General features: G+C 63.9%; 15 protein-coding genes. 4 read left to right on the forward strand and 11 right to left on the reverse strand.

Translation table 11 applies throughout. The annotated features are described in order from the left end of the window. Window positions 1-27 precede the first annotated feature (27 nt). From QZH45_RS00325 to tagH, 11 genes are read right to left on the reverse strand one after another with little or no spacing between them, the layout of a single operon-like run. Window positions 28-1,773, reverse strand: coding sequence for a formylglycine-generating enzyme family protein (locus QZH45_RS00325; protein ID WP_024776813.1), 1,746 nt, complete (start codon window positions 1,771-1,773; stop codon window positions 28-30). After that, the gene (locus QZH45_RS00330; protein WP_055136097.1) at window positions 1,766-2,962 is read right to left on the reverse strand and encodes an ABC transporter permease; all 1,197 of its coding nucleotides are present in this window, start codon (window positions 2,960-2,962) and stop codon (window positions 1,766-1,768) included. The genes QZH45_RS00325 and QZH45_RS00330 overlap by 8 nt, the downstream gene beginning before the upstream one ends. Further along, a complete protein-coding gene (locus tag QZH45_RS00335; protein ID WP_055136103.1) occupies window positions 2,962-3,678 on the reverse strand; it encodes an ABC transporter ATP-binding protein in 717 nt (238 codons plus the stop codon). Before QZH45_RS00335 ends, QZH45_RS00330 begins: the two co-directional genes overlap by 1 nt. After that, window positions 3,678-6,761, reverse strand: coding sequence for a serine/threonine-protein kinase (locus QZH45_RS00340; protein WP_055136098.1), 3,084 nt, complete (start codon window positions 6,759-6,761; stop codon window positions 3,678-3,680). Before QZH45_RS00340 ends, QZH45_RS00335 begins: the two co-directional genes overlap by 1 nt. After that, a complete protein-coding gene (locus QZH45_RS00345; RefSeq protein WP_033034115.1) occupies window positions 6,758-7,489 on the reverse strand; it encodes a PP2C family protein-serine/threonine phosphatase in 732 nt (243 codons plus the stop codon). The genes QZH45_RS00340 and QZH45_RS00345 overlap by 4 nt, the downstream gene beginning before the upstream one ends. After that, window positions 7,490-8,143 carry a type VI secretion system-associated protein TagF gene (gene tagF / locus QZH45_RS00350; protein WP_053192080.1) on the reverse strand — a complete coding sequence of 218 codons (654 nt, stop codon included), beginning with the start codon at window positions 8,141-8,143 and terminating at the stop codon, window positions 7,490-7,492. It lies immediately after the preceding gene. Beyond that, on the reverse strand, window positions 8,140-11,640 hold the full coding sequence (gene tssM / locus QZH45_RS00355) for a type VI secretion system membrane subunit TssM (RefSeq protein WP_053192078.1): 3,501 nt from the start codon (window positions 11,638-11,640) through the stop codon (window positions 8,140-8,142). Before tssM ends, tagF begins: the two co-directional genes overlap by 4 nt. Then, the gene (locus QZH45_RS00360) at window positions 11,637-12,941 is read right to left on the reverse strand and encodes a DotU family type VI secretion system protein (RefSeq protein WP_024776806.1); all 1,305 of its coding nucleotides are present in this window, start codon (window positions 12,939-12,941) and stop codon (window positions 11,637-11,639) included. Before QZH45_RS00360 ends, tssM begins: the two co-directional genes overlap by 4 nt. Window positions 12,942-12,947: 6 nt before the next feature. Continuing rightward, window positions 12,948-14,282: a type VI secretion system baseplate subunit TssK gene (gene tssK, locus QZH45_RS00365; protein WP_024776805.1), complete on the reverse strand. Its 1,335-nt coding sequence runs from the start codon at window positions 14,280-14,282 to the stop codon at window positions 12,948-12,950. A gap of 15 nt (window positions 14,283-14,297) precedes the next feature. Then, window positions 14,298-14,798, reverse strand: coding sequence for a type VI secretion system lipoprotein TssJ (gene tssJ, locus QZH45_RS00370; RefSeq protein ID WP_024776804.1), 501 nt, complete (start codon window positions 14,796-14,798; stop codon window positions 14,298-14,300). A gap of 60 nt (window positions 14,799-14,858) precedes the next feature. Further along, the gene (gene tagH / locus QZH45_RS00375; RefSeq protein WP_053192076.1) at window positions 14,859-16,385 is read right to left on the reverse strand and encodes a type VI secretion system-associated FHA domain protein TagH; all 1,527 of its coding nucleotides are present in this window, start codon (window positions 16,383-16,385) and stop codon (window positions 14,859-14,861) included. 420 nt (window positions 16,386-16,805) lie between these two features. Between tagH and tssA the strand changes: the two genes are divergently transcribed. The 4 genes from tssA to QZH45_RS00395 all read left to right on the forward strand — a co-directional run bounded on the left by tssA (window position 16,806) and on the right by QZH45_RS00395 (window position 20,578). Next, window positions 16,806-17,843, forward strand: a complete 1,038-nt coding sequence (gene tssA / locus QZH45_RS00380) for a type VI secretion system protein TssA (RefSeq protein ID WP_055136099.1) — start codon at window positions 16,806-16,808, stop codon at window positions 17,841-17,843. An 81-nt stretch (window positions 17,844-17,924) separates the two neighbouring features. Then, window positions 17,925-18,431: a type VI secretion system contractile sheath small subunit gene (gene tssB / locus QZH45_RS00385; RefSeq protein WP_003177230.1), complete on the forward strand. Its 507-nt coding sequence runs from the start codon at window positions 17,925-17,927 to the stop codon at window positions 18,429-18,431. Between the two features lie 2 nt (window positions 18,432-18,433). Continuing rightward, window positions 18,434-19,930, forward strand: a complete 1,497-nt coding sequence (gene tssC, locus QZH45_RS00390; RefSeq protein ID WP_024776801.1) for a type VI secretion system contractile sheath large subunit — start codon at window positions 18,434-18,436, stop codon at window positions 19,928-19,930. A 159-nt stretch (window positions 19,931-20,089) separates the two neighbouring features. Then, complete coding sequence (locus QZH45_RS00395) at window positions 20,090-20,578, forward strand: Hcp family type VI secretion system effector (protein WP_024776800.1); 489 nt, start codon at window positions 20,090-20,092, stop codon at window positions 20,576-20,578. The last annotated feature ends 54 nt before the right edge of the window (window positions 20,579-20,632 follow it).

Genomic DNA, 20,632 nt, shown 5'->3' on the forward strand with positions numbered 1-20,632 from the left:
CCCTCCAAGCTTGCCAACATTGAACGCTCAAGACCTCAGGGCGCTCGTTGCCAGCAATTGCTTCAATATCGCCGCCGGGTCGGCTCGTTTTTGTTGACGATATTCCCCGACATGACGAACGAATAAAGTCGCGCGCGCCACCAGGCTCTTGCCCAACACCGGCTTGCGCTCCATCTCCTCCTTGATGCGTTGAAACTGCGCCTGGATCACGGCATCGGTGTAACGCGTGCCGGTCGCCAGGTTGTCGATATAAATCGCCACCGCGCCATCGAGCGCGCTGCGGCCGTTGTCGATGGCCGTGGCGAACAGTTGCGCGCTGGCATCGTCCTTGGCGTCCACCGCTGCCTGGTGACTGCGCTGCAGATTGGTCAGGCGGATGTTGTAGTTGTTGACGGTCTCGGCCACCAGGGCCGCCGACTGGATCAGGTTGCCGGCCGCTTCCTCGCGCTGCTGGGCGATGAGCGAGACGTTGCGCTTGAGCTCTTCGTTGACCAGCCCCAGCTCGGCTTGCAAGCGCGGGTCGACGCTGGCGGCGATGATGCTGTCCAGGCGCTTGGTCGGATCCTGGGCGTCGTCGATGGCATCGGTCAGGGACGCGAGGCGACCTTCTTTCTGCCATTGGGCGAACAGTTCCTTGTAGCGCGAACGCGGTGCCGACAACGCACCGATCGCCACCCGGAAGCCGGTGGTCTCGTTGCTCTGCTCGGTGCCGTCGGCAGCGAACAAGGGGTATTCGCGGCGCATGCCGGTAAACAGCGTACCCTCGCCTTCCAGGTAGTTACCGCCCTTGACCACAAAACCGCCGTAGGCGCCCTGGCGCCGTCCGGAATGCACCAGTTGGAAGGACTCCTGGACCATCTCGGCAGCGTTGCCGATCACGTCGAACAGGCCGATGGGGTTCGGCAACTTGGTGCCGATGGGCAGCAGTCGCGCCGCCTGGCCAGTGCCGCCGGCCACTTGGTTGAACACCGCCCAATCGGCCAGTGGCCCGTCGCTTTCACTGCCTTCCAGACGTCGTGGGAACAGGCGGCCTTCCAGATCCTGGCGGCTGACGGCCTGCCCGCCACGGGCGGCGAATTCCCACTCGACTTCGGTGGGCAGGCGCACGAAACCCAGCCCGCCGTCTTCGGCGGAGGTGCCGCGACCGCTCACCGGCAGCAGGTCCTTGTGGTATTTCATCAGCCAGGCACTGTACACCGCCGAGAAACGTTCTGCCTCGAACTTCGACAGCTTTACCTTGGGCAAGCGCCCAGCCATGCCCTGGGGAAGCTCGGTTTGCAGGGCTTCGCAGGCCGGTGCGGGTTCGCCGCTGGCCAGGGACTGCGCCTGGGCCATGACCTGGGCGTACTGGCGCGCGGTGACTTCGTATTTGCCGATGAAATACAGCATCGGCTTGAGCGGGGTCTGGGCGTCGGTCTTGGGCATCAACGGCGTGATGGTTTTGTTCCAGTCCTTGGGCAGGTCCTTGAGGGTGAACTGGCCGTTGATGAAATCGCGCCGGTAGCCGGAAATGAACGACTGCTTGTAGCCCGCCTCACCTTCGCTGAACGGGTAGCCCAGGTTGATCTCGCGATCGTCCAGGGTGCCCTGGGCGAGAATGTAGACGTAACGGAACACCATCTGCCCGTCACACGGCAGCGGCAGGCTGACGTCATCGGGCAACGGTTTGGGGTTGTCCAGTTTGTCGCTGCCTTCATCGGCGCTTGCGATGTTGCTCAGAGCGGCCAGACTGGCCAGGCTCAGCGCCACGGCGGCGCCCAGTAACTTATACATCACGAATTCCTTCAGAGGCCTGGATGCGCGCCACCCGCCAGCCGCCACAGGCTGCCGCCACGGCACTGACGCCAAGCACGGCCACCAGGGCCAGGGTGTAGTGACGCAACAGCAGATGGCTGGCGTACTCGCCCGGCATCTGTGCAAATAAATGATTCAGGCCCGACTGCGCCAAGCCGTACAACCCGGCACTCAGCAGAGCCGCGAGGGTTGCGCTGTACAGCGCTTGCAGTACCACGAACAGCAGCAGTGCGGCGGTGGACACTCCCAGCAGGCGCAACACCGACAGCTCGCGCCGCTTGCGCTCGACCGCCGCCAGCGCCCCGGCAAAAATTGCCGCGAACGCCCCCGCCAATGCCAACCCGGCGATGATCCAGAACACGATCGACAGGTTGCGGCTCAACGATTGCACTTGTGCGATGGTCTGGGCCTGGGTCGACACCAAAAGACTCTGCGCCGCGAAATACTGCCGCAGCGGTTCCACATCAGCGAGACTGCGGGCGTACAAGCGAAACGCCGGATAGACGCGCTGCCCGGCCACACCCACCGCATCGCCCGGCCAGCCGAACGCGGGCACGGCACGCCCGTCGCGGTAGTCCTCAGCCGCTTCCAGCAAGGCCAGCGGCGCGAACAGCCCATCACGGGCAAAGGCTTGCAGCGGCAATACGTGCAGCACCCGGACCCGGGTCCGCTGCGCCTCACTGCGACCGGCCACCTGCCGACCGAAACTGGCCTGCAACCAATCGCCGGCCTTGGCGCCGAGCTTTTCGGCAGCGGTCTGGCTGAGCACCACTTCATCCAGCCCTTGGGGCAACGGCAGGTGCTCGAGCAAGGGGTCGTTGGCGGCGGTGGGAATCATTTCGACGGTGACCGCCGCCGTCGCGTTGTTCAGGTCCGCCGTTGCAGCGATCTGCCGGGTGCGCGGCAAGGCGAACGATACATCGTTGCGCTGGCCCAACTGCTCGATGAACTCGGCGCTGAAGCGGCCGCCGCCCAGGGGAATGATTTCCCGAGTGGCCGGATCGCTCTGCAGGCGCTCGGTCAGGCTGCTGATCAGGCCGAACTTCAGCCCGAACAGCACCAACAGCGGCGCCACCACCGCCACCAACGCCAGCACCGAGCAGGCCGACAGCCAGGCGTCGTTGCGATAGTCCTGCCAGGCCAGGGAAGCCACCAGCGCGCCGCGCATCAGCAAGCCTCCCCAAGGGTAGCGGTGACGCCGCCGTCGATGTCGCGACGGCAACTGATATGCCGCACCTGCAAGCCGCTGGCGCGGGCCAGGGCTTCATCATGGGTGGCAACTACGCAGCACACGCCGCTGTCGCGGGCCTGGGTCACCAGCAATTGCATGACCCGCTCGGCGTTCAGCGGGTCGAGGGCCGCCGTCGGCTCATCCGCCAGCAGCAACCGTGGGCCGTGGGCCAGGGCCCGGGCACAACTGACCCGCTGGCGCTGGCCGACGGACAGGTCCGCCGGTTTCTTGTCCAGTTGATCGGCAATATCCAGTTGTCCGGCCAGGCGCGCCACGCTGCCGTCATCCTTCAAGCCGAGCAGTTTGCGCGACAACTCGATGTTGCCGCGCACATCCAGGAATCCGAGCAACCCGCCGGTTTGCAGTACATAACCCAAGTGCCGGCTGCGCAGCTCCGCCAATGTACTTTGCTCGGTGCCCCGCCACAGCCGGGCGATGTCCAGCGTCGTATCGGCAGGGGCAAAGTCGAACTGCCCGGACTGATCCGGCGCCAGCACCAGCGCCAGCATGTCCAGCAAAGTGCTCTTGCCGCAGCCGCTGGGACCGACCAGCGCCAATTGCTCACCGGCACGCAGCTGCAGCCGTGGGATCACCAGGCTATAGCGTTGGCTGCCGGTGCCCCGGCTTTTATGCACTGCGCTCAGGCTCAGCATCATGGCAAGGTCGACAATGGAACGCGGTACAGGGCATCGCCCGGCTCGGCATCGCCGAAGCGTACCCAGTTGGCGAGGTCGTTGTGGAAGGTTTCATAGAGGCGGATTTTCGAATCCAGCTCGTCGATGAAGTCTTCCTGCTCGGCCACGCTCAAGGACAGCCACAGATCCTGGGTCATGCTCAGCGACTTGCTGCGGTACGGCAGCCCTTCGAGGTATTCGCCCAGGACCCCGCCGTCGGCGAGGTTGCCACCCTTGCGCAGAGCCGAGGGATCGCGGCTCATGTAAGCACTGGCACTGGCGATTTCCTGGAAGAAATCCTTGGGCGAACTCTGGGTCTTGCGGGCCGCGTCGACGATCAGTTTCAGCGACTGCTGCAGGTCGTTGAGTTGCAGCTTGGTCAGCATCACGCAGACCTGGAACGCCGGCAGCGCCGGGTTGGTCAGGTCGCGGTCGGCGGTCCAGGCGCTGACCAGTTGCGGTGCCTGGCTGGCGGCCTTGCGTCCGAGGAAATCCATATGCATCGCATAGCCGACCGCAGCCGATTTATCGGCCAGGCTCGGTGCGGCGCCCAACTGCGGAACCGCCTGCTCCTTGTTGCTGCGCACCTGGTGCACCAGGTCGGCGAATACCGAGCCGATCTCGTCCACCCGCTCGCCCAGCTTGTGCACATCCGCACCTGCAACGGGGATGTACAGGTCACCGATCTGCGGGTTGGCGTCGGCCGTCAGGGTGCGGTATTGGCTCTGGGCACCGGCGTGGGTTTTCTTGCCGGCGTCGCTGAGCAGGTGCAGGGCGTAGATCTTGATTTGCTTGCCCAGAGCCGCCTGACGCACTTCGGCTTCGTTCATCTGCGTGGTGGAAAAGGGATCGTTCTTGCGCAAGGCACCGGCGTCGGTAACGAGCAGGATCAGGCGCCCGCCATAACCGGACCAGTCCATGCCCTCCACCGCTTCCATGACCCCGGCAAACGCATCCTCGTTGAACGAATGGCTCGACACCGTTGACGCCTTGACCTGCCGCGCAAGGTCCAGGAAGCGTTGCGGGTCACGGCCCTGCTCCAGGGTGATCAGGGTCTTGGCGACGTATTCCAGGCCCGGGGTTTTCTTGGTGCTGTTGCGGAACCCCACCAAGCCGAAGCTGACGCTGTCCAGCTCGCCGCGTTCGGCGATGCGGGTCTGCAACTCATGGACCACGTCGCGCACCTGATCGATGTAGGGCTGCATGGACACGGTGGTGTCCACCACCAGGACCACAGCAGTGCGGAACGCATCGGCATTGGCGGTCAGGATCGGCGTGTTGTTGGACGCTGCCCGAGGGGTGTTGCCAGGGTCGATGGAGGCCACGTTGAGCAACTGCACCGGCTGGCCATTCTCGTCAAAGCTCTCGCGAGAGTCGAAAATCGGCAACAGGTAGAACTGGTTCTGCGGCACGGCGCTGGCGGCCGGTTCCAGGGCCAGCACCTGCTGGTTATCCTCGTGGTTCTGCTGGGCCTTGAGCAGCACGTTCTTGGCGTTCGAAGGGTTGGCCAGCAGCTTTTCCACTTCACCAGGCTGACGCAAGAACATCACCGGCGCCCGACCGGAACGTTCGGTGAACTTGAGCACCAGGCTCTGTTTCCAGTCGCTGACCTGGGCAGCCGGCAACCAGCCGTCGCTGCGCCCGTCTGTGGCAGCGCCGACCCGCACCCAGGCGCCGCCATCGACGTCTTTGCGCTGATACACATACAGCACCGAGAACGCCGGCAGCTCCTTGCCGGGCGCGGCACCCGGTTCGGCGGCAAGTTTCGCCCCCGGTTTGCTGAGCACTCGCTGGAACAGGGTTTTCTTGCCGGCCATCAACAGTGGACGCTGACCGCCATCGGCTTCCGCCGCCGCGGGCGGCTTGACCGGTGGCGCTTCGGGGTTCTTCACCGGAGGCGCTTCAGGTGCTTTCACCGGTGGTTTACTGGACGAGGTCGTGGATGCCACCGACTGCTGGGTGGTTTTGCCGCTATCACCGGATAACCACCAATACCCCGCGCCACCCAACGCCACGGCCACCGCGACGGCGGCAAGTGCGAACACCGGGGTCTTGCGCGGTTGCCCAGCGGCAGGCCGCTGGGGCGGGCTGACCGGTGGCGCGGTTGGTTTCGGTTGTGGCTCAGGTCGTGATTGCGATTGCGCGGGGCCGCTCGGGATGTCGATGGACATCGGCGTCAATCCCGCCAAGTCATCGCGGTTCGATTGCGGCGGCACGGGCAGCGGCAATGGCCGGATAAGGGTCGCCTCGGCCGCGTCTGCAGGCAGATTGTCCAGGGCCCGCAGCAGCGCCGCCGCATCCGGGAAACGTTCCGCCGGGTCCTTCGCCAGCAGCTTGCGCAGCACGTCCTGGTAACGGCCATGGTGCACCGGCAGCTCCGGCAGCGGTTCGGTCAGGTGCGCCAGCGCCGTGGACAGCGCATCGTTGCCGGTATACGGCAGCTTGCCGACGAGGATTTCGTAGAGCACCACTCCCAGGGCATACAGGTCGGCGCGGCCATCAATGTCCTGACCCCGGGCCTGTTCCGGGCTCATGTAGCTTGGCGTGCCCACCGCGAAACCGGCCTGGGTGAATTGGGTGCGGTCGTCCAGGGACTTGGCGATGCCGAAGTCCGAGAGCACCGCCGTGCCGTCGGCGCGGAACAGGATGTTCGCCGGCTTGACGTCGCGGTGCACCAGGCCCAGCCCATGGGCGTAGCCCAGGGCCGAGGCGATCTGGCGAATGTAGATCAGGCCCTGCTCCGGCGACAGCCCGGCGGCGATGCGCTCCTTGAGCGTACCGTTGGGCAGGTATTCCATCGCCATGTAATACAGCTCACCGACATTGCCGATGTCATGGATGGTGACGGTGTGCGGGTGCGACAGACGTGCCAGGGTCTTGCCTTCGCGCAGGAAACGCTCGCAGAACGTCGGGTCGGCGGCCAGTGCGGCAGCCATGACCTTGAGCGCCACCTTGCGCTCCAGGGAGCGCTGGGTCGCCAGGTAAACGCTGGCCATCGCGCCTTCGCCAATCTCGCCGTCGATATCGTAGCCGGGGATCTGGATGTTCAAAACGGGGTTCATGACGGCACCTTCACAACCACCACGGTGATGTTGTCCGGGGCGCCGCGCATCAGGCCCAGGGAGACCAGGCTGCTGGCGATTTCGCCCGGTTCGTCGTGGCTCAGCACTTCGCGGATTTCTTCATCTTCGACAGTCTTGGTCAGCCCGTCGCTGCACAGCAGGTAGCTGTCGCCCGGCACCAGCAGCAGCTCGGTCATCGCCACGTTCAACTGCGCCTCGACGCCGATGGCGCGGGTGACGATGTTGGCCCGCGGATGCACCCGGGCCTCGGCTTCGCTGAGCAGGCCGCTGTCCTGCAGGTCCTGGACGTAGCTGTGATCCCGGGAGATGCCTTCCAGCACGCCATCGCGCAGGCGATACAAGCGGCTGTCGCCGGCCCACAGGCACATGCCGCGCAGGTCACGGACGGCAAGTACCACCACGGTGCTGCCCATCATGGTCACGCCACGGTTGGCGGTCTCTTCACGCACAGCGGCGTTGACCCGCTGCAGGTCGCTTTGCAGAGCCGCGACGTATTCGTCCAGCGAACGACCCACGGCAATGTTGCGCAGGCTGTCGACGATCAGGCTGCTGACGTAGTCGCCCGCCGCGTGCCCGCCCATGCCATCGGCGACCACCCAGAGGCCGTTCTCCGGCAGGTCCAGACATGCGTCTTCGTTAACCTGCCGGACCATGCCGACATGGCTCTTGCTTGCAGACTTGCAGGCTTTCCCAGCACTTGGACGCATCTACACAACACCTTCTTGGCCGAGCAAAAATTGCGCAAAGTCAGCAGCGGCCGGCAGGCCCTGGCAGCGCATCAAACCGGGCGCGATGCGCTCCGAACCCTGACCCCACCACAAGCTGGCACCTTCGCAGGCCGACTCGGCCAGAGCGCTCATGCGCCGCTGCGGCTCGGTGGCATCGAAGCGATGCAGGCTGGCAAACCGGCTGCTGGGCACTCGTGGCAAATACATTGGGCTGCCGAGGTTTTCCAGTTCCGCGCCGAAGGCCTCGAACGTGGCTTCTACGTTCAATGTGCTCAGCAGCAGGTTCTCCACCCGCTCGAACCATTCGTCCGCACCGCCAACCACCGACGCAGGGTCCGCGTCGGGCTCCAGCAGCACCGCGACGGTCAGCGGAAAATAACGCCCGACCCGGTCGATGCTCGGCATCACCACTCCAACCGCTGCGTCCGGCCCGCACACTCCAGGGGCGACCATGAAGCGCCACAGCGGGCTGACCAGATAGGCGTCCAGCCAACGCTCGCCGAGGCTGGTCTGGCTGGCGAGCAAGCCGGCCGCCAGCCACGAGTCCCACGGACCGATAAAACTCTGGGGCAAGCCACGGCTGACAAAATCCCCACGGCTGGCCAACTTTCCATAGAAACCCGGTGTACTCATAGCCGCTCCGGCAGGCTGAAGCCGCTGAGCACGCGGCTCTTGAACGGGTTGAAGGCGCTGTTGGCCCGCAACTCGTAGGAAACGCTGGCGTTATCGACCCGCAGCCGCAGGTTGAAGCGGTCCGGCGAGTTGCCAGCGGTCAGGTCCGACTGCTCCAGCAGCCGGAACCAGGCCCACGGGCCGTCCAGGGTGATGCCGGAACGACCGCTGGACGACGGCGGCATGATCGAGATCCGCACCACGCCGATGCTGCCCGGATTCGGCCATTGCATGGCGGTCGGCCGGCTCGGGCCGTGGTCGTAGCTCAACTGCTGGCCATCGAGATCGAGCAGGAACTGGGTGATGGTCGAATCCATCGCCACCGGCTTGAGCTCGAAGCGCACCATCGGCTGGGTGCCGCCGGAACGGAAGAACGCATCGCGGATGCTCGCCGCGCGCTGGAAGGTCTGCAACACGCCAGGGGCAATGCCGAGCTTCTGCGCCGCGCCCGGCTGCCAGCGCCAGGTTGGTGTGGAGGTGTCGACGTAGGGTTGCAGGTACTTGCGGAAGTAGTTGTCCATCACCCCGCCGACGCCGAAGAACTGGCCGAAGTCATCGAGGGTTGCGTCCCGCGCACTGCCCGGCGACATCGGATAACGCCCGGCCAGGGACTGACGGTAGATGTTCACCACTTCGCTGGTCCAGGCGGCGTTCAGTTGATTGCGCACCCCGCCCATCATGCTGTTGGTGGTGGAGTTGACCACTGACTTGACCAGTCCCTGCACCAACGGCGGTTGCCGCTCGGCGTTGAGGCTGACCCGGGTGGCAGCCGCCGCGGCCTGGTTCTTGGCCTCGCCGAGCAAGGCATCGCCGCTGGCCCCGACCATGGCGCTGACCTGAACATACAGCGCGTTCATGTCGGCCAGCAGACCATCGATGGCGGCCGGTTCACCGTCGTTCTTGCTGACAATGCTGTTGAGCTCGGCAAAGTGTGCCGTGACTGGATCATCGCTGGCCTGCGGTGCGTTTTGCGTGGACTGCTCCTGGCCGAGCAAGCTGCCCAGGCGCTCCTTGAGCTTGTCCACGCCGCCCTCCACCGGCGCGCCTTGGGCGGCCAGCAGGCGTTCGTCCTGTTGCAGGTCGGTTTCCTTCGCCACCGCCACCAACAGCTTCTTCAACGGCGAGGTCGGCCCGGAAATCACCCGAAGCACATCGGCGGCCTGGGCGACGCTGGTGATCGGCACGAAATCGATGTCGGCGAGCAAGGCGTCCCATTGACGCTGATAGTCCTGGAAATACAACCGGCGCACATCGGCGGCCAGGCTGGCAACGTTCTGCTGATCGGCCCCTTCGTGACCCAGCACCCATTGCTCTTCGGCCAGGGTGCCGGCCTGGCTCAGGCTGGTGAGCAAAAAGCCCTGGCGGTAACCCTTGACGGTGAAGAACCCGCTCAACGGCTCGCCCAACGGCTTGCCGCTCTTGCGGCTGAACACCAGCGCGGCGTCACGCCCGGCGGCTTCGTTGATGCGAAAGTCCGGGACGCCCTCGGGCAGTTTCTGCCGTTTGATCCGATCGTAGACACGCTGGGCCACGGGCAGCTGTTGCAGTTGGCGGCGCAGGTCTTCGATCAGCCGTGGGTCCAGTCGTGCGGTAGGCGGATGACGTTCAAACAGCGCTTGCAAATGCTCGCTCAGGGCCAGCCGCTGTTCGGCCGGCAAATCGCGAGGCAGGCTGCGATCCCAGTCCAGGGCGATCCAGGCCTTGATGAAGTCGGCGTCGTAATGCTCGTTGTCGGCGAGCATCAGATAGGCCTTCAAACCTTCGTAGATGAAGTCCGAATTGCCGCCGCTATGCAGTTGTTCTTCAATGCGCGTCAGCAGGCGCGGCGCGAACACTGCGATCAGCAACTTGCGATAGACACTGCCGGACTCGGCTTCCAGCATGTCGCCCTGGTACAAGCCCAAGCCTTCGGCCCAATCCGGCGCATCGCCCGCCAGGTGTTTCACGGCGTTGAGCAACGGCAGTACCGCGAGCACATCACGCTGGGCCGGGCTGAGGTTCTGCACGGTCTGGCCCAGTGGCGCAACCTTCTGGTCGACCTGGGCGATGTAGGCCTGGTTGGCGCGATAACTGACCCACCACAACGTGCTGACCACCAACACCAGCACCACGGTGGAGGCCAACACGCCCCGGGCGATCCATTTGCGCCGACGCTCGACTTTCGGATCGACGCCCACCAGCCCGCGCTCGGCGAAAGCCACGGCGGTGAACAGTTTCTCGATGAAGTAGCTGCGCCCGGTGCCGGTCTGGCGCGCCAGGTGCTGGCGGTCCAGATTCATGCTCTGGGCCATGGAACCGATCAGCCGGTCGATCGGGCTGCCTTCCTGGGTACCGCTGGTGAAATACACACCGCGCAGCAGCACGCGTTCTTCAAAGGCGTTGGGCTTGAAGACGCCGTCGAGGAAACTTTGCAGACAATCCTTCAACGCGCCGAACTGCTGCGGGAAGCCGTAGATCAGATCACGCCGCGCCGGGTCGCGCTCCTGCTGCAAGCGCTCCACCAGACGGTCGTTGAGGCGCTGCTCCAGGCCGGCGAATTCGCTTTGCAGGTGCGCCAGTGGACTGTCGTTGCTCTTGCCATCGTCAAGGGCGAAGGTCATGCCCCAGACCTGGGCGCGCTCTTCTTTGCTCAGGGTGTCGAAATACTCCATGAACCCCGGCACCAGATCGAGCTTGGTCAGCATCAGGTAGACCGGGAAACGCACGCCCAGCTGGGTGTACAGCTCCTGGATGCGCAGGCGGATCGCCGCTGCATGGGCGGCGCGCTCGGCGTCGCTGCCCAGCAACAGGTCGGACAGGCTGATGGCGATGAACGCACCGTCAATCGGACGCCGGGCCCGCTGTTTTTTCAACAGGCCCAGGAAGCCCAGCCAGGCGGCCTTGTCGATAGCCGCGTCGCTGTCCTGGGTGGTATAGCGTCCAGCGGTGTCGAGCAGGACGGCCTGATCGGTGAACCACCAATCGCAATTGCGCGTACCACCGACGCCGCGCACCGCACCGGCGCCCAACTGGGCCGCCAACGGAAAATGCAACCCGGAGTTGACCAACGCGGTGGTCTTGCCTGAACCCGGCGGACCGATGATCACGTACCACGGCAGCTCATAGAGGTTACGGCGCTCGTCACCGCCCAGCTTGGCTTTCTTCAAGAGCGTCAGGGCTTCGTCCATGCGCTGGCGCAGGGTTTCGAGTTCTTCGGCCGTGGCGATGCTGGTGGGGTCGGGTGGCGTCTGCTCGGCCAGACTGCGCATGACTTCAGCGGCCTGACGACGGGCCTGGATGATGCGGAACACGCGGTAGGCGATCCACACCGCGAACACCAGGACGATCAACGTCCAGCGCCGGCCTTCGGGCACCAGCCAGTCCAGCAGCGGGCCGACGAACCAGATGATCAGGCTCAGGGCAATCAGCCCCAGCAACGGGATGACCCAGCGGATCATGAAACTGAAAAACGCCTTCACTCGACTCCCTCCGCCAATACGGTGATTTCAACCCGACGGTTGCGTGCACGTCCTTCCGTGGTGGCGTTGGACGCCAGTGGTTCGGTGTCGCTGCGGCCCTCTGCGCTGAAGCGCTCGGGCTGGCCGGTCTTGGCCGACAGGATCTGCAGCACCGACTGGGCCCGCGCTTCGGACAACGCCCAGTTGGACGGGAAGCGCAACGTGGCAATCGGGCGATTGTCGCTGTGGCCGGTCACCAGGACCTGGCCCTTGACCTTGCGCACCGCATCGGCGATGCGCAGCATCAACGGCTCGAAATCGTCCTTGATGCTGGCGCTGCCCGAAGCGAACAATTCATCGCCACGAATGGTCACCACCGAACGGTCGACGGCATCTTCCACTGCGATCCGGCCGGCCCTGATTTCATCGGCCAGGAAGCCGGCCAGGCGTGGTCGCTCGATCACTTTCGGCTGCACCACGGGGCGGTCGATGGTCTGCACCGGGATCTCGCCCAGGAAATGAATGTTCTTGAACACCGGCTCGGCATCGGAGGCGAGTTTCATGCGCAAGCCGAACAACAGCGCCAGCAGCAAAGCCGCGCCGATGGCCACCGCGATCCACGGCGGCATGAACTGCGCCAGGCGGTCGCGGGCCACGGTGACGCCGCGCCAGTGTGGCGACAACTCGCGCTCGTAGTCGCCGCGGGCACTGCGGATCACCGCACTGGTACGTTCGCGTAACGCTTCGAGTTGGCTGCGACCGTCGTTCATCACCCGGTAACGCCCCTCGAAGCCGAGGCACATGCACAGGTACAGCAGCTCCAGCAGGTACAAGCGCTCCCGTGGACTTTGCAGGCAATGCTCCAGCAACTGGAACACTTTCTCGCCGCCCCAGGCTTCGTTGTGCACGGTGATCAACAGGCTCTGCTTGCCCCAGTCACTGGTGCCGCCCCACGGCGTGCTCAACACCGCTTCATCCAACGCGGTGCACAAGGCATAGCGGGCCAGCAGCACGTCGTTGCGTACCACGCCGGCAGCCTCGGCGCGCTCCTCGAACTGGCGCAGGTAGGCCAGCAGTTGTGCGCGCAGGCTGGCGGGTGCCGGATGCGCAATGGTATTGCGCAGGCGCGTCAGCAGGGCCAGCAGCGGGCCGGCGGCGCTTTCCAGCGGATTGAGGCCCTGGGCCTTGCCCGTCAGCACCGGCGCGGCCGGCATCGACAGCGGCGCGGGGGCGGGTTGAGGGCGACCGGCATCCGGGCGGAACGGGTCGGCGCCACGACCACCGGGCGTCGGCATGAACTGGGTACGATCGTCGTTGCTCATCGCGAATTATCCTCGGATCGCCCAGAACGCCAGGTTCAGCCCTGGGAATTGGCCGGCGATGTGGAACGCAAAGCCGCCGGAGTTGCTCAGTTGCTGCCAGTGGTCGCTGCCCCGGTCCAGTTCGTAGTAAGTGGAACCGGCGTGGTACGGAAGCTGACGTGGCGCCACCGGCAACGGCAACAGGCCGATGCCCGGCAATTGCAGGTTGACCAGGTCGCGGATGTGCTCCACCGAGCCGACCTTGCTCTGCTGGCCAAAGCGGCTGCGCAGGGTTTCGGCGGGGACGTCGGCGCGCACCACCAGGATGAAGCTGGCGCTGTCGAGCAGGGTCTTGTCGGCCAGCATCGCGACGTGGATGCCATAGGCTTTTTCCACAATCGGAATCGGTGTGGCCTTGCTGTCGATCAACATCGACAAGGCCTCACGCAGCGCCTGCATCACCGGAGTGAAACTGAGCGCCAGGTCATCGTGCTGATAGGGCGGGAATTCCTGCGGTCGTCGCCCGGCCGCGGTGAACGTCGAGAACTCTCCGGCCAGCGTCACCAGCTCGCTGTAGAAGCGCTCGGGGTGCAGCGGGCTCAATTGGCCCAAGTGCTGGATCAACGGCTGGGCACGGTTGACCAGTTGCAGCAGCATGAAATCGGCGATCTCCGAAGCGCCACCGGCACCGGACGCCACGACCCGCCCGGCGAGGGCTTCGCCACGTTGATGGAGCAGGCCCAGCAGTTCGCTGCGAAACGCCGCCAGCGGCTTGGAGGCGACCACATCCAGCAGCGGCGGGATGTAGGTGTCGTCGAGCACCAGGGCGCGGTCGGCGCGCTTCTCCTTGATGCGCACCACGCCAACGGCGGCGTAGTCGTCGATGCCGTCCTGGATGGTCAACAGACGCAACGCCCGGGAGCCGAGGGCCACCGGCGCACGGTTTTCAAACGGTGCGTTGTCGTCGCGCACTTCACTGACCTGGCTGACGTAGCGCGCAGCGCCCAGTGCTTCACCTTCATCCACGGTGTCACGGGCACCGGCGCGCTTGAGCGGCAGGGCCAGGTAGACCAGGCCGTCGCGCAGGTTGTCGTCGATGTTCAGCGGGGTCGGCGCCACGTCATCCTGGGGAATGTTGAAAGGCGTGCCATCCGGCAACAGACCCCGCGCCGAAATGATCGCCAGCTTGCCCTGGGCCAGCAGGCCCTGGTCGATGAGCAGTTCGGAAAAGCCCCAGGCGCCGGCCGACAAGGGCCGGCTGCGTGCGTCGATGAGGTTTTCCAGGTAACGGTCGTGCTGTTGGAAGTGCTGCGTTCCGATGAACATGCCTTCCGACCAGACCACGCGATTGTTCCAGGACATGGGGGCTCCGATTGCTTATTGGGCAGGGCTGGATGGGGGAACGACGACGTCGCTGCGCACGGCGCGCACATCGAGGCTGATCTGGTATTCGGTGTACGCGCGGGGCGGGACATTCAATACCGTGCGCCACAACGATTGATCCAGTTCGCGGTAGCCCACCAGGATGCCGATGTGGCGGGTCGATGGGTCGAGGTCGCGTTGCAGGCTCAACTGCTGGCCGGGTTGGATCAGCACTTCATCCTGATCGATCAGATCGGCGCCCAGCGTCGCCTGGGCCCGTTCGGCCAGGGCGAAATAATCGGAACGGCCGAAGGTCGCCGCATTCTTCAGTTCGAAAATCCGCACCCGCACCGGGGCCGGATGGCCGGTGGCACCGGGATTGAGACCGTTGATGGCATGGAAGTGCAACTCGACGGCGGCGGTATCAGCCTCTTCAGACTGGGGATTGGCCCCATCCTTGGCGCACGCCGTCAACAGAAGCGCGCTGGCAACTGCGAGTAAAAACCTGGGAATCATCCTGCGTCCTCAATGACGTTTGAGCTATCCGTTGTTTGTCTTATGAAGGGACAGCGACGCTTAACGGCGTCGCTGCCGGGTACTGTGTTCTTCGTAGGCACGGCTGAATTCACGACCGAACAAGTCTTGGAAATCCTCCTGGGCTTCCCGGGAAATATTGCTGTAGAGCTCGGTAAATTGTTGCCAATACTGGGCCTGCCGCGAGCCGCTGAAAATCCCGGTCAGCCCACCAGGCTTGCCCATGCGCTCTTCCAGTTGCGCCGGTTCGAAGCGCGCCAGCAAATGTTTGATCGCCGCCTCTACACCGGCCATTACCGCCAGTTGGTGTGCCCGCAGATCGTCGAAGCTGTCCCGTACGGCCGCGTCCGGCGCCATGAACGCCTGGTTGCCATGGCGCAGCAGCAACAACAGGGCTTCGTCGACGTTGGGGGCGAATTTCAGCGGGTTGTTTTCCACCGGCTGGATCATCGTCTGCTGGATGCGGAACTCGCCCTTGAGACTGCTGCGGGCACGCAAGACGTCGATCAGACCTTCGACCATCAACCGATAGCTGCGCCCGATGCTTTCCATCTGCGCCTCGGCCTGGGCCTTGTCCAGGCGCAACTGATCCAGGCCGGCGCCGCGCAGGAAGGCTTGCAACAGGTCGGGTTGGGCTGTGTCGACCGGAACGGCCGGCGTAGCAGGCGCGACTGGCGGTTCGACACGGGCCACTGGCGGCTCGGGCAGCGGCGCAGGTTCGGTCGGTATGCGGATATCCGCCAGGTTGAACTCGGCGACACTCGTCTCAGGGGCGAAAATGTCTGGCACCGGGATCCCAGGTTCGGGTATCTGAGGCACGGCTACCGCGACCGGCTCAACCACCGGCCGTTGTGCAACCGGCGGCGGGGCGACGTTCATCGGGGCAACGGGCGCGGGTGCCGGTTTGTCGCTGAACAGGTCCCAATCCTCAGGGATCACCGAGGCAGAACTCATCGCCACCGGCTCGGCCGCAGGCGGCGGGCTGGGACGGGGAATCGGCGTCGGCGGACGGAAATCATGCTGCTGGGCCGGCACATGATCAGACTGGGTGGCCGGCGGCACGCTGGGCGGCGCGAGGAAATCGAACAGGTCCGGCATCGTGTCCATGGCTGACACGCCCTGGAACTGCGCCGGCGGGACCATGGGGATCGGCGCGGGGGTATTCACTGCGGCGCCCTGGCGGCCCATCAGGGCTTCGAAGCTGCTGGGCGACTCGGCGAAAGGGTTGCTGTCGGTGACCGGCAGACTGAAGTCGACACGCGCCTGGATTTCGTAATCACCGATGCGGATGATTTCGCCATCCTGCAGGGGTTCACTGTTACCTTTGCGCAGGCGAACACCGGCCTTGACCAATTCCACACCATTGGTGCTGTTATCGGTTAAATAATACCGGCCGTCTTTGTATTGAATAACGCAATGTTTACCGGACACCAAACGTTCAGGGTCCGGCAATACCCAGTCATTATCGGAACTACGGCCAATTGCCATCACTCCCTGGTCCATGGACTTTTCAGAACACTGACCGGGGGTAATCTTGTGATAACTAGTGATAGTCAAACACAGCGGCATCTCGCCTCCTTGCCAAATACTTTCAAACATCTGTGCGCGCGGTAAGCCCCAGGCGGATATTCATCCTCGTGCCTCACCGGAGAACCCTGCCAACCACCGTGAAACGGCTTTTTGCCAGCATGATGGCTGATATTAACCGGCCTGCATGACAAAAAACCGCTCTCAGGACCTTCCTCGACCAGCCAGTCGCGCGGGTTGTTAAGCGCCTCACAACTGTAACAGAGTGGAAATAGCTTACCTTGACAAGCGATAAGTACTACACCAAAAATGCACAACTCCTTGAATATAAATGATGGCACTTTAAGATCATCAGGCATCTAAGGGGCCATTACCGTCAAGGGAGATGCGAAGTTCCACCCGGAACTTGCATGTGAACTGCCCGACTTCATTGTTCCTCGGGCGATAGGGAGATCGATCCAAGTGGATGTGCCTTTGTTGCTCGCCGCCGTTTCCGCGAACTCGCCGTGTGGCGAAGACCTGGAATATGACGCGGATTTCCTGCGCCTGGAGCGTGATTCCCGAGGCCAGCCCGAGCGCAGCATGGGCGACTCGATATTGCCTGCCGAGCCCCCCGAGTGGCGCAGCATCCAGCAACAGAGCCTGGACCTGCTGCAACGCAGCAAAGACCTGCGCATCACTCATTTCCTGTTGCAGAGCTCCCTGGCCCTCGAAGGCCTTCCAGGCCTGGCCCGCGTCTTGACGCTGATCAGCGAATTGCTCAAGCAATACTGGGCCGACCTGCACCCGCGCCTGGATGCCGATGACGACAACGATCCCACCGTTCGCATCAACGCCCTTGCCGGCCTGACGTCCGATGTCACCATCCGCCTGCTGCGCGAGAGCATCCTGGCCCGCTCGCGCGCATTCGGCGCCGTCAGCCTGCGCGCCGCCGCCAACGCCAGCGGCCTGCAAATTTTTGCCGACGAAAGCCTTGGTGCCGAACAACTTGCCGGCGCGCTGCTCGACTGTGACCCCGAACAACTGGAAATCACCCGTGCGGCGCTGCTGGAAGCTCGCGCCGCCGCCGAGGCCATCGAACAACAGGTCAGCGATCAGGTCGGCTCAGCCCAGGGTGTGGACCTCGGCCCGCTGAAGCAGCCACTGAAGATGGCCTTGCAGATTCTCGGTCAGTTCGCGCCGCAGAGCGTCGACAGTCCCCTCCCGGACACGGTCGCCGATGACAACGGCGCATCGGCCGAGTACACCAGCGCGCCGAGCGCACCGCGCAACACCGGCGCGAACACGGTCAGCGGTGAAATCAACAACCGCGACGACGTGCTGCGCAGCCTGGACCGGATTCTCGCTTACTACACCCGTCACGAGCCCTCCAGCCCCCTGCCGGTGCTGTTGAATCGGGCCAAGAATCTGGTGCATGCCGACTTCGCGGCTATCGTGCGCAACCTGATTCCCGACGGCATGAGCCAATTTGAAAACCTGCGCGGCCCGGACAGCGAATAACAGCGAGCGGATCACGCAGTCACGTCACCGGCCCCACCGGATGACGCCAACACCGTCGCTCAAGCGACCAGGAGCAGCAACGTGGCGAAGCAAAGTTCTCAGAAATTCATCGCGCGCAACCGCGCGCCTCGAGTGCAGATCGAGTACGACGTCGAGCTCTACGGCGCCGAGAAAAAGGTCCAGTTGCCCTTCGTCATGGGGGTAATGGCTGACCTCGCCGGCAAGCCCGCCGAGCCTCTGGCACCCGTGGCCGACCGCAAATTCCTTGAAATCGATGTCGACAATTTCGACTCGCGCCTCAAGGCCATGCAACCGCGCGTAGCGTTCCATGTACCCAACGAACTGACCGGCGAAGGCAACCTGAGCCTGGACCTGACCTTCGAGAGCATGGACGACTTCAGCCCGGCAGCCGTGGCTCGCAAGGTCGACTCGCTGAACAAGTTGCTCGAAGCACGCACTCAACTGGCCAACCTGCTGACCTACATGGACGGCAAGACCGGCGCCGAAGAAATCATCATGAAGGCGATCAAGGACCCAGCGCTGTTGCAGGCCCTGGCGAGCGCGCCGAAGCCAGCACAGGATCAATGATCATGACCGACAATACCGTCCGCGAAGGCGCACAGAACCTGGGTGCGACTGAAGAAACCAGCGAGTTCGCGTCCCTGCTGCTGCAAGAGTTCAAGCCCAAGACCGAGCGTGCTCGCGAAGCGGTCGAGACCGCCGTGCGTACCTTGGCCGAACAGGCCCTGGCGCAGACTGACCTGGTGTCCAACGACGCCATCAAGTCGATCGAGTCGATCATCGCCGCCATCGATGCCAAGCTCACCGCCCAGGTCAACCAGGTCATCCATCACCCGGATTTCCAACAGCTGGAAAGCGCCTGGCGTGGCCTGCACTACCTGGTCAACAACACCGAGACCGATGAGCAACTGAAGATCCGTGTGCTCAACATCTCCAAGACCGACCTGCACAAGACCCTGAAGAAATTCAAGGGCACCGCGTGGGACCAGAGCCCACTCTTCAAGAAGATGTACGAAGAAGAATACGGCCAGTTCGGCGGCGAGCCTTACGGCTGCCTGGTAGGCGACTACTACTTCGACCAGTCGCCACCGGACGTGGAACTGTTGGGCGAACTGTCGAAAGTCTGCGCAGCGATGCACGCCCCGTTCATTTCCGCCGCCTCGCCAACCGTGATGGGCATGGGCTCCTGGCAGGAACTGTCGAACCCGCGCGACCTGACCAAGATCTTCACCACACCGGAATACGCCGGCTGGCGCTCCCTGCGTGAATCGGAAGACTCGCGCTACATCGGCCTGACCATGCCGCGTTTCCTGGCGCGCCTGCCGTACGGCGCCAAGACCGATCCGGTGGAAGCCTTCGCCTTCGAAGAAAACACCGACGGCGCCGACAGCTCGAAATACACCTGGGCCAACGCCGCCTACGCGATGGCCGTGAACATCAACCGTTCGTTCAAACACTTCGGCTGGTGCTCGCGCATCCGCGGCGTGGAGTCCGGCGGTGAAGTGGAAAACCTGCCGGCCCACACGTTCCCGACCGATGACGGTGGCGTGGACATGAAGTGCCCGACCGAGATCGCCATTTCGGACCGCCGTGAAGCGGAACTGGCGAAGAACGGTTTCATGCCGCTGCTGCACAAGAAAAACACCGACTTCGCCGCGTTCATCGGCGCCCAGTCGCTGCAGAAACCGGCCGAATACGACGATCCGGACGCCACCGCCAACGCCAACCTGGCCGCACGCCTGCCGTACCTGTTCGCCACTTGCCGTTTCGCCCACTACCTGAAGTGCATCGTGCGCGACAAGATCGGTTCCTTCAAAGAGAAGGACGAGATGCAGCGCTGGTTGCAGGACTGGATCCTCAACTACGTCGACGGCGACCCGGCGCACTCCACCGAAACCACCAAGGCCCAGCACCCACTGGCTGCAGCCGAAGTGATCGTGGAAGAAGTCGAAGGCAACCCGGGGTATTACAACTCCAAATTCTACCTGCGCCCGCACTACCAGCTCGAAGGGCTGACCGTGTCGCTGCGCCTGGTATCGAAGCTGCCTTCGGCCAAGGGCGCGTAATCCGACCCCTTGATGTGATCGTTCCCACGCTCGGCGTGGGAATGCCGCCCGGGACGCTCCGCGTCCCAGGAACGCAGAGCGTCCCAAGATGCGTTGCCACGCAGAGCGTGGGAACGATCAACACAACACAACGTGGTAGAAACCACACAGGGAGAAAACATGGCTGTTGATATTTTCATCAAGATCGGCGACATCAAGGGCGAGTCCATGGACAAGGCCCACAAGGACGAAATCGACGTCCTGAACTGGAGCTGGGGCATGTCCCAGTCCGGCAACATGCACATGGGCAGTGGCGGTGGCGCCGGCAAGGTGAACATCCAGGACTTGTCGCTGACCAAGTACGTCGACAAGGCTTCGCCGAACCTGATGATGCACTGCGCCAGCGGCAAGCACATCGACAAGGTCAAGCTGACCGTGCGCAAGGCCGGCGGTGAAAGCCAGGTCGAGTACATGATCATCAACCTGGAAGAAGTTCTGATCACCTCCTTGAGCACCGGTGGCTCGGGCAACGATGATCGCCTGACCGAAAACGTCACCCTGAACTTCGCCAAGGTGCTGGTGGACTACCAGCCTCAGAAAGCCGACGGCAGCAAGGAAGGCGGTCCGGTCAAGTTCGGCTGGAACGTGCGTCAGAACGTCAAGGTGTAATCGAACACGCCCCCGGTGCCACGCGCCGGGGGTGTTTGGTGCTAGCTCTAATCC

Source organism: Pseudomonas corrugata (assembly GCF_050920615.1).
In the GTDB taxonomy this organism is placed as follows: Bacteria; Pseudomonadota; Gammaproteobacteria; order Pseudomonadales; family Pseudomonadaceae; genus Aquipseudomonas; species Aquipseudomonas corrugata.

Bases quoted from the DNA above. Each gene is read 5' to 3' on its own strand.
- QZH45_RS00325 (WP_024776813.1), bottom strand. From the start codon at position 1,773: ATGTATAAGTTACTGGGCGCCGCCGTGGCGCTGAGCCTGGCCAGTCTG.
- QZH45_RS00330 (WP_055136097.1), bottom strand. From the start codon at position 2,962: ATGCGCGGCGCGCTGGTGGCTTCCCTGGCCTGGCAGGACTATCGCAAC.
- QZH45_RS00335 (WP_055136103.1), bottom strand. From the start codon at position 3,678: ATGCTGAGCCTGAGCGCAGTGCATAAAAGCCGGGGCACCGGCAGCCAA.
- QZH45_RS00340 (WP_055136098.1), bottom strand. From the start codon at position 6,761: ATGAACCCCGTTTTGAACATCCAGATCCCCGGCTACGATATCGACGGC.
- QZH45_RS00345 (WP_033034115.1), bottom strand. From the start codon at position 7,489: ATGCGTCCAAGTGCTGGGAAAGCCTGCAAGTCTGCAAGCAAGAGCCAT.
- tagF (WP_053192080.1), bottom strand. From the start codon at position 8,143: ATGAGTACACCGGGTTTCTATGGAAAGTTGGCCAGCCGTGGGGATTTT.
- QZH45_RS00360 (WP_024776806.1), bottom strand. From the start codon at position 12,941: ATGAGCAACGACGATCGTACCCAGTTCATGCCGACGCCCGGTGGTCGT.
- tssK (WP_024776805.1), bottom strand. From the start codon at position 14,282: ATGTCCTGGAACAATCGCGTGGTCTGGTCGGAAGGCATGTTCATCGGA.
- tssJ (WP_024776804.1), bottom strand. From the start codon at position 14,798: ATGATTCCCAGGTTTTTACTCGCAGTTGCCAGCGCGCTTCTGTTGACG.
- tagH (WP_053192076.1), bottom strand. From the start codon at position 16,385: ATGCCGCTGTGTTTGACTATCACTAGTTATCACAAGATTACCCCCGGT.
- tssC (WP_024776801.1), top strand. From the start codon at position 18,434: ATGACCGACAATACCGTCCGCGAAGGCGCACAGAACCTGGGTGCGACT.
- QZH45_RS00395 (WP_024776800.1), top strand. From the start codon at position 20,090: ATGGCTGTTGATATTTTCATCAAGATCGGCGACATCAAGGGCGAGTCC.